This is a genomic window from Sphingomonas ginsenosidivorax (assembly GCF_007995065.1).
Taxonomy (GTDB): Bacteria; Pseudomonadota; Alphaproteobacteria; order Sphingomonadales; family Sphingomonadaceae; genus Sphingomonas; species Sphingomonas ginsenosidivorax.
The window spans coordinates 2,339,288-2,349,942 of sequence record NZ_VOQR01000001.1 but is presented as its reverse complement, the minus strand read 5'-3'; the positions used below and the strand labels follow the sequence as shown (position 1 = coordinate 2,349,942).

12 protein-coding genes and 2 pseudogenes are annotated in these 10,655 nt (G+C 61.9%); 8 read left to right on the top strand and 6 right to left on the bottom strand.

The window, feature by feature from the left end; translation table 11 throughout:
- Nucleotides 1-4 precede the first annotated feature (4 nt).
- On the bottom strand, nt 5-181 hold the full coding sequence (locus FSB78_RS19280) for a hypothetical protein (RefSeq protein WP_199743310.1): 177 nt from the start codon (nt 179-181) through the stop codon (nt 5-7).
- A 23-nt stretch (nt 182-204) separates the two neighbouring features.
- Here FSB78_RS19280 and FSB78_RS10585 point away from each other — a divergent pair.
- Nucleotides 205-639, top strand: a pseudogene (locus tag FSB78_RS10585) (OB-fold nucleic acid binding domain-containing protein); the annotation flags it as partial.
- Between the two features lie 467 nt (nt 640-1,106).
- Here FSB78_RS10585 and FSB78_RS10575 read toward each other — a convergent pair.
- The 3 genes from FSB78_RS10575 to FSB78_RS10565 form a co-directional block, all read right to left on the bottom strand.
- Nucleotides 1,107-2,255: a YaaC family protein gene (locus FSB78_RS10575; RefSeq protein ID WP_147082521.1), complete on the bottom strand. Its 1,149-nt coding sequence runs from the start codon at nt 2,253-2,255 to the stop codon at nt 1,107-1,109.
- Entirely contained in the window at nt 2,255-2,914 is a 660-nt protein-coding gene (locus tag FSB78_RS10570; RefSeq protein ID WP_147082519.1) for a hypothetical protein, read from the bottom strand. The genes FSB78_RS10575 and FSB78_RS10570 overlap by 1 nt, the downstream gene beginning before the upstream one ends.
- A 314-nt stretch (nt 2,915-3,228) precedes the next feature.
- The gene (locus tag FSB78_RS10565; protein ID WP_147082517.1) at nt 3,229-3,984 is read right to left on the bottom strand and encodes an SDR family NAD(P)-dependent oxidoreductase; all 756 of its coding nucleotides are present in this window, start codon (nt 3,982-3,984) and stop codon (nt 3,229-3,231) included.
- A 138-nt stretch (nt 3,985-4,122) separates the two neighbouring features.
- Here FSB78_RS10565 and FSB78_RS10560 point away from each other — a divergent pair, with 138 nt between their 5' ends.
- From FSB78_RS10560 to FSB78_RS10550, 4 genes are all read left to right on the top strand, one after another.
- Complete coding sequence (locus FSB78_RS10560) at nt 4,123-5,010, top strand: LysR family transcriptional regulator (protein ID WP_147082515.1); 888 nt, start codon at nt 4,123-4,125, stop codon at nt 5,008-5,010.
- A gap of 97 nt (nt 5,011-5,107) precedes the next feature.
- Nucleotides 5,108-5,263, top strand: coding sequence for a hypothetical protein (locus tag FSB78_RS19135; RefSeq protein WP_158638002.1), 156 nt, complete (start codon nt 5,108-5,110; stop codon nt 5,261-5,263).
- Nucleotides 5,239-6,246: a DUF6602 domain-containing protein gene (locus tag FSB78_RS10555; RefSeq protein WP_338419968.1), complete on the top strand. Its 1,008-nt coding sequence runs from the start codon at nt 5,239-5,241 to the stop codon at nt 6,244-6,246. The genes FSB78_RS19135 and FSB78_RS10555 overlap by 25 nt, the downstream gene beginning before the upstream one ends.
- A gap of 408 nt (nt 6,247-6,654) precedes the next feature.
- The gene (locus tag FSB78_RS10550) at nt 6,655-7,155 is read left to right on the top strand and encodes a hypothetical protein (protein WP_147082510.1); all 501 of its coding nucleotides are present in this window, start codon (nt 6,655-6,657) and stop codon (nt 7,153-7,155) included.
- Nucleotides 7,156-7,187: 32 nt separating this feature from the next.
- On the opposite strand, the gene FSB78_RS10545 is transcribed toward FSB78_RS10550, so the two are convergent.
- Nucleotides 7,188-8,564, bottom strand: a complete 1,377-nt coding sequence (locus tag FSB78_RS10545) for a hypothetical protein (protein ID WP_147082509.1) — start codon at nt 8,562-8,564, stop codon at nt 7,188-7,190.
- Between the two features lie 410 nt (nt 8,565-8,974).
- On the opposite strand from FSB78_RS10545, the pseudogene FSB78_RS19780 reads away from it, so the two are divergent.
- Nucleotides 8,975-9,148, top strand: a pseudogene (locus FSB78_RS19780) (hypothetical protein); the annotation flags it as partial.
- 42 nt (nt 9,149-9,190) lie between these two features.
- Here the strand turns inward: FSB78_RS19780 and FSB78_RS19650 are convergent.
- Nucleotides 9,191-9,319: a hypothetical protein gene (locus tag FSB78_RS19650; RefSeq protein WP_277872710.1), complete on the bottom strand. Its 129-nt coding sequence runs from the start codon at nt 9,317-9,319 to the stop codon at nt 9,191-9,193.
- Between FSB78_RS19650 and FSB78_RS19775 the strand changes: the two genes are divergently transcribed.
- Nucleotides 9,260-9,601, top strand: a complete 342-nt coding sequence (locus tag FSB78_RS19775) for a helix-turn-helix domain-containing protein (RefSeq protein WP_422396727.1) — start codon at nt 9,260-9,262, stop codon at nt 9,599-9,601. The genes FSB78_RS19650 and FSB78_RS19775 overlap by 60 nt on opposite strands.
- The gene (gene dndB / locus FSB78_RS10535; protein ID WP_147082504.1) at nt 9,594-10,628 is read left to right on the top strand and encodes a DNA sulfur modification protein DndB; all 1,035 of its coding nucleotides are present in this window, start codon (nt 9,594-9,596) and stop codon (nt 10,626-10,628) included. Before FSB78_RS19775 ends, dndB begins: the two co-directional genes overlap by 8 nt.
- The last annotated feature ends 27 nt before the right edge of the window (nt 10,629-10,655 follow it).

The following is a 10,655-nucleotide window of genomic DNA, read 5'->3' as shown; positions in this document are numbered from 1 at the left end:
CGGTTCAGCCACCCGCCTGCTCGAAGGCGCAATCGTCGCACTGGTTGGCGGCAGTACAGTAGCAGACCTGGCGCCTGCCGTCGGGATAGTTGGTCGCCGAGCAGGGCCCGGAATGGCCCGGGCCGCAGTTCCCGATCACCACGTCGAACTGGTTCGCCTTGGCCTTGTCGTGCGCCTGCACGAGGTCGCGCCCATGCTTGGGCAGGTCGCCACGTCGTGGTCGCCGGCATCATCCTCGTTCGTCAGAAACCCGGCAGCGCCAAGGGCGTGCTGCTCATCACCCTCGAGGATGAGACCGGCATCGCCAATGGCATCCTCTGGCCGGACCGGTTTGAGGCCCAACGCCGCACCGTGATGTCCGCATCGATGATCGGCATGAAGGGCAGGGTGCAGAAGGAAGGTGAGGTGATCCATGTCATCTGCGATCGGATCATCGATCATGGCGATCTGCTCCATCGCGTCGGCGAGATGTCCTTTCCGCACGTGACCGGCAGGGGCGATGGCGCGCGCCATCCAGGGTCGCCCGATCGCGGCGACAAGGGTTGGAGCCCAGGTCCGCGCAACTGCTACTGGCCACCTCACGCCGATGGCATGGATCCGGAGGAGGTCATGCGGTTCAAATCCCATGACTTCCGATGAGCGCGGTGTCACTGCCCAGGCATCAACGAGTCGTCATCGCATTGTCGGTCCACATCCTGCGCGGGGGCGCTCGTTGCTCGGAAGCCCGGGTCGATGGGGTAGAGATCCGGTTGGCACTGCGATGCCTGCTGCACCATTGCCCGGAACGCTGGCCGCTCGAACTCTAATGGGATGCCGCTCAGCAGGATAACGACATCGGGCGTGCCCAAGGCGTCACCGCAGCGTTCAAAGGTATCATCAGACAGTTGCGTCGATCCGGATGCTATGAGGAAAGCCCGCAGCATTGATGGTGCGCAGGAAGATGCAAGATCCTGCGGCCAGCGACGGTCCGGTGACGGTAAGGCGGGAGGAGGTCTTTGCCTACGCGATCCCATCCGATCCAGATCCCGTGACTCGCCGCCGCATCGCCTTGGAGATCTCGGCGACTGGTGCGAATGCTCGGGCCTGTCTCGTCCCTGCCTCCATGCCTACAGGATGCTCGGGCGTGCGACGTCGCGCCGAGAGATCTCCGATGCCATCAGATATAGAAATTGTAGCGGCTGGCCGGTCACGAAGTCTCGGATGCGTGGACCGTAGTTCCCACGCAGCAACTCGTCGAAGTGGTGGGGCCGGTACCTGGTGATCGAGCCGAGCCAGTATGTCATCGCGTACATCGAGAGCAGCTGCGGCAGTCGCTGATCCGCTTCAGTCGATGGTGACAAGTAGAGATAGTAGCGACGGTATGGCGGTATGACGGTAACGGTCATCCACAGGGACGGCCGCAACGCGTCGATGAGATGCTGGAGCTCAGGTAGCGGATCGCCATCGACCGGGCGCCGAGGCGTGATCTGCTCGAACCGAACGCGTTTCGGTCGGTCGCACCTCACCTGGCGAAACGTGCCCGCCAACCCGGCGCGAGACAGCATGTCCTGAGGTTCTATGCCGAAGCGCGACAGATCCTCGCGCAGCATGTCGATGCGCAGCCACACGTCACCCGAGGCGGGATGGTGACGGAACGCGATGTCCCTGACGATGAAGAAGCGCTCGGTTTCGTCCGCCGCCTCCGCCCACAAGCGGTGACCTGAAAGGATCTGCGGTACCACCGAGGCGAGCCGATACTTCCCGGCAAGGGCAGGGCTCTGGCCTGGGAGCGTCATCGCGATTCGCTCGAACACCTTCAAATCGGTTGCGAATGGCCGGCCGGGTTTGACTGTCGACAGAACGGCATTCTCGACCCCGTGGCCCGCCGCGTGCTCCTCCCACAATCCGTGAAGCGACCGCTCGAAGGTCGCGACGCCGCCCCGGGTCAGGCAATACGCCTTCATCAGGTTGAGATAGCTGTAGTACAGCGCGAGGGGCCGGGCGGCCTCGTTGCCTTGACTGGTGCCGACCTCGAAGAACGCACTGGCCTGCCCGAGGCACGCCAACGCCTCGGGCAGACGCGCTGGCTCACACTCGCTTTCGATCGACTGCCTGATGATCGCCCAAGGGTCGAGAGAGAAGAGGCGGGTGCTGGGGACGTTGATCGTGGCCGAGGCTCGTATCGGCCAGAACGAGAAGTCGAGCTTCCGGCCCTGCGCGGATAGGGCGCTGCCATCCCGCTCGCCATCAAGCCCAGCCTCGTCGGCCGGATACATCAAGAACCGCCAGCCGCGTGGGCAGACGGGTTCCGCGGCTTGGTGACAAACAGCCGCTCGTCACCAGGCGAGTTGGCGTCGAGCAGCCGCAAGGCCCCGGACGACAGCTGTCGCACGAATTCGACCGCGTCCACCTCCCGACTGTCGTCCCTGCGCCTAAACGCGAGCCTGAAGGTGGCCTCGGCCGCCTCCTCTGCAAAGGTGTTCTCGAACCGATCGGTGCCGTGGGCCGCATCGAGTCGGCTACGCTGCTCCGGCTCGAAGACGGTGATCAGTCTTATCTCCGCATTGCCCCAGCCTTCGTCGCGGTACTCCCGGTGCTTGAAGGTGTTGGCGACAGCCCGGGCCAGGGGGAGATCGGGAAGCCACAGATCGATCTCAGCCCGGAAAGCGCGCTCATCAAGCGAAGCTCCGGCTAGGCCAGCGGCCTTCTGGAGATCTTGCCGGAGCCAGTCGGTTACGGCGGCTGCCGAGATGCACGCGCTCTGCAGGAGATAGACGCAACCATCGACGTCGATTGGCGGATCGCTGTTGAGGCGACTCTGGAACTCGGATGACTCCCAATCGAGCTTGGCCCAGATGTCGTGCGCCTGATCGTGGAAGAGCAGGCGGTCCGGCTCATCCGCCCATTGGTGCCGGTTGACCCTGCGTCTGCCCATCGTCAACTCCGTGCACGGCGATCATCGCCGAAGCGAGCGTGCGATATACACGGCATGCCACTTACGGCGCCAGCGCCGTAGACACATGCTCGGACCTCAATGCTTCGCAGGACACTTCACCAGGGTAAGAGGGAAGTGGCACGGTACGCCCAGGTGGTGCGCGGGTGAAGCGCCTTGCCGGGATCGGGGAGCGATCTGCGGTCCATTGCTTCATGATAAAAGCCACCAGTCGCGGTCGCCCAGTAGGTGACGTGTCGACAATCGTCATTGCAATCAGCCATTGAGCGGCGGCGTGTCACACAATCCTGCCGCATCTATCCAGGCTTGTAGCCGCCAGACGCCGACAGCCATTCGCCCGTCACCCAGGCGGCGTCGTCGGACGCGAGAAAGACCGCGACCTTGGCGACGTCTTCAGGCGTTCCGAAGCGGCCCAACAGCGTGCGGTCGATGACATGCTGCTCGAACGGACTTCCCATAACTCCGGCGCTACGGATGCCTTCGGTCTCGGTGGCGCCGGGGGCCAACGTGTTGACCCGGATGTTCCTTGGCGCGAGCTCCGCCGCGAGAGACCGCGTTATGGTATCGATTGCCCCCTTGGTGCCGGAGTAGACCGACATGCCAGCCTGTCCCGCGACGCTGTTGACCGAGCCGATGTTGACGATGCTGCCGCCGGACGCATCGAAACGGCTGACGGCCGCTTTGATCATGAAAAGCGTTCCAAGTACATTGGTGTCGAACTGGCGTCGGAAATCCTGTTCGTTGACGTCTTCGATCGGAAGAACGGTATAGACGCCGGCATTGTTGACGAGGATGTCGATACGCCCGTGGCGTTCGACGGCAAGATCGAACAAGGCGTTTACGTCAGCCTCGTTTGCGACGTCTGTCTTCAGGGAGACGGCACGACCGTTGGCAGACGCGATGGATCGCACAACCGAGTCAGCTCCCTCACTGTCGCTCGCATAACCGATGACGACACTGGCGCCCTCGGCCGCCATCGCCTTGGCAATCGCAGCGCCGATGCCCTTCGAAGCGCCACTAATCACTGCGACCTTGTCTTGAAGTCTACCCATGGGTTGTTCGTCCTTCTAGGTGGCTGACATTGCGTGTATGCGGTTCCGCACCAGCGATACCCTTGGAGGTTAAATGCGACAGGCTGCGCAGGATGATAAGTCGGTAATGCCGCATCCCTCCGATGCGAAAGCGCACCAATGAGGCAGTGGGACGAGGTTCGCATGTTCCTCGCCGTCGCTCAGGGAGGGACGGTCAGAGCAGCGGCGGACCGGCTTCGCCTCAACCATGCGACGATCCTCCGGGGCATCGCGCGTCTCGAAGAGGCTCTGGGCGTCAAACTCTTCGACCGCTTGCCGGCCGGCTATCGGCTGACTGATGCCGGCAGCGACATCGTCGAGCTGGCGGAGCAGATGCAGACGGCCTCGGCCCGGATCGAAGCTCGCGTCTTCGGTCTGGATCAGAGCGTATCGGGCAAGCTGCGCTTCACCATGCCACCGTCCTTCGCGACGCATTTGCTCATGCCTGACATCACTCGCTTCCGCACCGATCATCCTGACATTGGCCTGGAGATCGCCGCGTCAGGCATACTCGCCGACCTGAGCAACCGGGAGGCCGACGTTGCGCTGCGTGTCGTTCTGGACGCCTCGTCGATCCCTGATTATCTCATCGGTTCACGCACGCACGGCTTCCACTCTGCCTGGTACTATCACCGCGACTTCATCGCGAATGACACGGCGTCTCAACCGGCATGGCTATTACGCGAAGGGGCATCGATCCCGGTGACCTGGCCGTCCGCAGCAGGATTGAGCGCTTCGCCGACCCCTGTGCGATTTGCGGACATGCGCTCGCAATTCGCAGCGGCCCGCGCGGGGATGGGTATCGCCCGCCTCCCGTGCTTCCTCGGTGACGCCGATCCCATTCTGGCCCGCGTGCAGGGCTGCCCGATCGAACGCGACGGCGAAGTATGGCTCCTTACCCATTCGGAAACTCGCTCCACCCGCCGCGTGAGGCTCCTCCGCGACTTCCTTCAGACCGCATTGCAGCAACACGCCGATCTGCTCGAAGGCCGCGGAGGGAATGGCTGACCCAACCATCGTCCGACCGATTGTGGCACCGGAGGTGAACGCTCCTAGAACCGGAATTCATGGGTCACGGAGGGCAGGCGGAGGAAGGTGGGCCTCGTTGAACGTCAAGTACCTGACCCACATCGACGACTATGACGTCACCGGCGTCGACAAGCGTCTGTCGACGGCCGTGGCCGGAAGCGGCGGCTGGCGAGATCTGAGCTTTGTATCCGCGTTAGTTGCGGTAGGATGCCTTCTGGAATCTGTTCGATAGAAAGCACTAAGTTGTCCGGCACGCGAAACAGACCGAACCTGGCTGCGATCGCCGCAGCCTACGCTCATGATTTCATCGGAGCGCTGAGGTGGGGCGAGGGTGGCGGCAGACCAGATGGTCAAGGCGCCCCCCGAGAAGCCATGGTTGTACGGTATCTCCGCGAAAGCCTCGGGTCGTCCATTGGCGTCTGTAAGGGTCATATACTGTATCCCCACATGTCTAACGGCGTTTTGGACGTCAGCCTGAGTTCTGAATTCGACGTAATCTTCTACGATAGGCAGCGGGCTCCGGCCTATCTGAAATCACCTGACGGAGCGGTGCGGATCGTACCCTATGAAGATGTCTATGGAATCGTTGAGGTGAAATCGACCTTGTCCGAGACGACGGCTGGAGATTGTTCGAAAAAGGTCATGGAGTTGCGGGGACTTGCAGAACTGGTTGCCGAAACCAAGACCGCAGGCTCGATGAGAGCAATGGCCAAAGCAGCTAATACCGTTTTCGATTACGTGCATGACGATGAAGATGATGATGAAGCGGAACGTACACGGACTGCTCCATTCGCCTTCGTGATCGCGTACAAAGCTGATTACGAAGGTTCAGCTTCTGCACATTTTGTTGAGAGCGCCGTTGCCTCCATGGGGCGACCTACCGCCATATTCGTAGTAGAGCGCGGGTATTCGGTGCGCATGCGCAACCGACAAGCGAACCACGACATCACCGTCGCAGCGCGCGCTCTCATCACCGGCCTCCCGAAAAGCATAGTCGGACAGAGTACGGAGCATTTTAACGCCCTCGAATGGGAGGTCGCGGCACCTCATCTGGACCACGAATATGTGAACTTCGAGTGCTCGGCGGATAGATGCATCCTGTCGTTCATCACGTTGGCAAGCGATGCTTGTCGCGCGCAGGTTCTCGAGGAGTACGACCTGACCAGCCTGATCGGAGGGTGGGCCAATCATGCCTCTAAGCCGAACAAGAAGTGATGAGGCGAAACAAATTGACGTGTGGAATCACGCAAGTCGTGTAGCTTCCGCTCATTGCGCCCGTTGAAGCATAGTAAAAGGGTTGCATCATGAAGCGTCGGGGACGCTGGCCGAACCTCGGCCATCTAGGTGGTGAGGGCGGAGATTGGAGTAAGGCCGCACGGACATCGGCGCAGCTCTTCGAATCCAGGATTCCTATGTCTACAAACATTGATTGAAGGCAGGGCGGTCGTGGCCATCCGTTCGGGATAGCCGGACCTCATTTTTCTATCCGCAGATCATCCGTCTTCGCGGCCTTTCGTCGAATCACGGCCGGTAAAAGCCGCTTCCAAACTCTTGTTGACAGGGTGAACCGATACGACAGGGTTGGTCGTCAGGATCATTCCCAACTTCATCTAAGGATTGCCATTGCGCGCTGTAAGCATGGAGCACTTTCGGTCGACGCTCGCCCGTATGTCGGGTACGCCGATACAGGCAGGAGATGCCGGCGAGGACCTTACCCGCCGGTTGCTTGATCAATGTGACGTCTCCTGGTTCTTCGTCGAGCAGGACCGCGCGACCAAGTCCACGAGGCTCAGGGCGCTTGGCGCAAAGCGCGTTGACCTAGTCGTGGCGTTTCAAGGTACCAGTCTGTTACTCGACTCCAAGTGTCAGCATCCAAGTAAGCGGGCGCCGGACGGCTCTCTGACGTTCGGTTTGGAGCGGACCGAAATCGCGAGACTTGAGGCAACGGCGAAAGAGTTCGGTTTACCTCTCGCAGTGATCTTCTGGGATCGCGGAGTGCAGTCCGCAACATACGTCATCGAATACCTGGATCGTCTCGATCGCGAGGTCGAGATCGCCGGAAAGCCTGGGTTGGCGGCTTGCTTCGAACGTCATGAGACTTGCGACGTCATGTTGTTCGACTGACGTCAACGTGGTCCCGGGGACTTCCTTGAGCGCTAACCGTCCCGGCGAATGATTTCGAAATGTATTCTTCCTTCGATCGCGTCGACCGGCTCTCTTGCTGTGATGATGTATGTCGCATCGAACGGCGCGATATCGGCGGCGGTTACGAATGACAGCAGAACGGGGTCCAGCGCGGCGCTGTGGTGGTGCTTGAGCAAATCCGTCGAGAAGTGGATCCGCCGCTCCCCAGAATGCACGTGCGTCGATCGAGGGAGCCACATGCGGGCGGCAGGGCTTTCAAACTCGACGGGCAGTTGTCGGACGATGGCAGTCCCTGGAGCCAACGGCCGCAAGGGCGGCGCCTCAGGGGGTGTCGGAACCAAAGGCGCCTCGTCGTTCTCGTAAAGGATAATCCCAGCTGGGAAGGTCACGTCCACATCGATCGCCGTTGCTGGCAACGATCCCGTGTTCTCGACCTTCAACTGTACCTGAAAGCTCCGGAGTAGCAGGCGCGCGTAGTCCTCACGGAGTTCCAGATAACGCTCGTAAGACGAATGATAATGCCGGACAAACGAGTTGTAGCCCTCGGTCTCCTCGATGGTCCATTGGCTGACAGGCTTCGCGCGTGCAAGTCCGGCGAGTATGCTCGACTGTCCCATTCGCGGCGACGTCGCAGTTCCCAATATCCCGTTTCGGGACCTCGGAAGAGGAAGGATCGGCGTATCCGAGCGGATTTGGTCGAGCGTCTTCACTCCAAGTGACACTACCGTTTGCGACACCTCACGTGGTGCGTCACCCTCGCCATCGATGGTGACGCTTAGCTCCGGAGCCCTGTTCCTACTGCGGTCATCCTCGCGCTGAGCGGCTTCGGCAATCCTGAGACCGGGCGCGATCCGTGTGCGAAGCGCGGACTTCAGTTCGCTCGCTACCTCGCGCCTCTGTTCATCCGTCGCGTCCTTGTGCAACTTATAGACGATCGGTGCCCTCCAATGACGGAGATCGAAGGGCAGGTGTCGCAGCGCGGCATCCTGCGCCCCATTCATGAGCAGAACGATCCGCTCATTGCCGAGAACGTGCACCGCATAGCCAAGTTCGAGCATGACGTTGGGGTTCGGGACGCGCTTTCCCGCAGGGGTGCTGATGATCGGGGTGACATCCGCGACGAGCACGGCGCAGTCGCGGATTTTTCGGAGAATGGTCTCGGCGATCGGAGGCGATCCGCCGACACCTCGCGTGTCATGGTCAACCTCGATGCTTCCATCGTCGGCGAACGGCGGGTCTCCTTCGTCCTCCTCGCTGTCCGGACGCTCGGCGTCCTCCGTTCCATCGATACCGTTCAGGTCTCTTGCGAGTTCGGCTAGAACGTCACGGACAAAATGGCGTCCGGCAGACTGCGGCGTGTCGCTTTGCCAAGACCAGAATATCTTCATTCATCGGCGATAGGCGTTTCGGCGAATGTTCGGAAGGCGTGTTCACCACGAATCGCAGGTTGAGGACCATCTTCCGTCGGCTCCGATGATCGGCATCGTCTACATTCGGATCAAAACCTCGGCGGGGCGTTCCCTGCCCGGGCCGGCGAGCACCAGTACGCATGGACCGCCGTGCGGTCGCATCTCGCATCCTATCGTTCGCTGACCGGAGGCAGTCGTCGGCAACGGGTTCAACAATTCCGTCCGCTGTCGAACTCCGACAATAGCGGAGGCGCCTTCCGACATCGATCGGGGACGATCCAAACGTTCAGTCGCCAATCTGCAAGGCAGCGCGTCGTGTGGCCTTCGGATCTGCATTGTACGTTGCGCACTCCAACGGTAAGCAACAACGTCACATCCCCCAAACAGCGATGGTCGTCATGCAACGCTCCAGGATGCGCCTACCAAACGGATTCGCAGCGCTGCGGGATGATCTGGGCGACATCGTCGCGGCACGACGGCGCATTCGCTTTGGGGGGCAGCAGGCCCTCGCCGACCGTATCGGGATCGCGCGGGAGACCCTGTGCAGGATCGAGCGAGGCCGGGCGTGGCCTCAGCCGGGGACGATGGATCAGCTTCTCGGCGCCCTAGACCTCGGATGGGACGATGTTGCCATCCGGGGCCGATCGCCAAACCGCTGCCGAACCGGCGGCGCGATGCGTGACGGCGATCCGCGGATGGAGCTTTGCCGCGCGCTTCGGATCGGGCGTCTTCATGCTGGCCTTCGCCTCCGCGCGCTTGCAGCGACCTGTGGCGCATCAGCGTCGCAGCTCTCCCGCGTGGAGCGAGGAGAGGTCCTGTGTAGCAGCCTCTTCGTGGAGGATTCCGACGCCAGCGGTTGCCGCAGGGTGACCTTCTCGCATCCGCACTTGGCCGAGCTCGCCAAGCTAGGTTTTGGAGAGAGCGTGGACGGACTGCATGTCCGCACCGTTTTCGAAGATAGATTTCTCGAGCCCGTCGGGCGGTTGAACCGCTTGGAAGGGAAAAACGATGAGTAACAGTTACAGCTTCGCCGCCATCCGCGGCGTGCAGGCGGGCCGCGCCTACTACGTGGCGATGGTCCCGCTCAGGATGGTCGAGCGGCTCTTCCGCTTCGACGAGGAGGAGCTGCCGACGGCGCTTCGCGCGCAACGGGGATTGAACAAGGGCCGCGTACCCGCGATCGCACGCTACATCGCGACGAACGCCGGCGAGTACGTCCTGTCGGCACTGTCGGCCACGGTCGATGGCGGCATGAAGTTCGAAGCCGCCGTCGGCGAGAGGTCGATCGGAACGCTCGTCGTCGAAATGACCGCGACCATCGTCATCAACGATGGCCAGCACCGTCGCGCCGGCATTGTCGAGGCTTTGAAGGAGCGTCCCCATCTCGGCGACGAGACGATCGCCGTCACTCTGTTTCCAGACGGCGGGCTCGCCAGGTCGCAGCAGATGTTCGTCGATCTGAATCAGCATGGGGTGAAGCCGTCCAGATCGCTACGGCTCTTCTACGATGCCCGTGACGACGCGGCGCGGCTCACCAGGGCGGTCGTCGAGGCCATACCGCTCTTCCGTGATCTAACCGATCTCACGCGCACCAATCTCTCCGGAACCTCGCGAAAGCTGTTCGCCTTCAGCAACCTGCACACGGCGACGGCTACGCTGGTCGACGAGGCCGGATTGGAAGCGACCGCCGAGCAACCCGGGCCAGCCATCGAGTTCTGGCGGCATGTCGTTGGCGCGATGCCGGAATGGAGACTGGCCGGCGAGGGGAAGGTCTCGGCGGGCGAGTTGCGGCGAGACCGGGTACATGCGCATGGGGTCGCGATGGAGGCGATGGCGATCGCGGGCGCCCGGATGATCGCCGAGCGCCCCGCCTCCTGGCAGGATGCACTTCTCGCCCTCGGCACGATCGACTGGTCCCGTGGGAACACGGGCCTCTGGGAGGGTAGGGCGCTTCTGGGTGGCCGGGTCAACCGGTCGCGCACCAGCGTCATGCTCACCGCGGACGTCATCCACAGGGCGCTACGCGGATGCGACGAAAAGTGAACAAATCGACTGACTGTCGCCGGTACT

Bases quoted from the DNA above. Each gene is read 5' to 3' on its own strand.
- FSB78_RS10570 (WP_147082519.1), bottom strand. From the start codon at position 2,914: ATGGGCAGACGCAGGGTCAACCGGCACCAATGGGCGGATGAGCCGGAC.
- dndB (WP_147082504.1), top strand. From the start codon at position 9,594: ATGAGTAACAGTTACAGCTTCGCCGCCATCCGCGGCGTGCAGGCGGGC.
- FSB78_RS10560 (WP_147082515.1), top strand. From the start codon at position 4,123: ATGAGGCAGTGGGACGAGGTTCGCATGTTCCTCGCCGTCGCTCAGGGA.
- FSB78_RS10565 (WP_147082517.1), bottom strand. From the start codon at position 3,984: ATGGGTAGACTTCAAGACAAGGTCGCAGTGATTAGTGGCGCTTCGAAG.
- FSB78_RS10575 (WP_147082521.1), bottom strand. From the start codon at position 2,255: ATGTATCCGGCCGACGAGGCTGGGCTTGATGGCGAGCGGGATGGCAGC.
- FSB78_RS19650 (WP_277872710.1), bottom strand. From the start codon at position 9,319: ATGAAGACGCCCGATCCGAAGCGCGCGGCAAAGCTCCATCCGCGGATC.
- FSB78_RS10555 (WP_338419968.1), top strand. From the start codon at position 5,239: ATGCCTTCTGGAATCTGTTCGATAGAAAGCACTAAGTTGTCCGGCACG.
- FSB78_RS19775 (WP_422396727.1), top strand. From the start codon at position 9,260: ATGCGTGACGGCGATCCGCGGATGGAGCTTTGCCGCGCGCTTCGGATC.
- FSB78_RS10545 (WP_147082509.1), bottom strand. From the start codon at position 8,564: ATGAAGATATTCTGGTCTTGGCAAAGCGACACGCCGCAGTCTGCCGGA.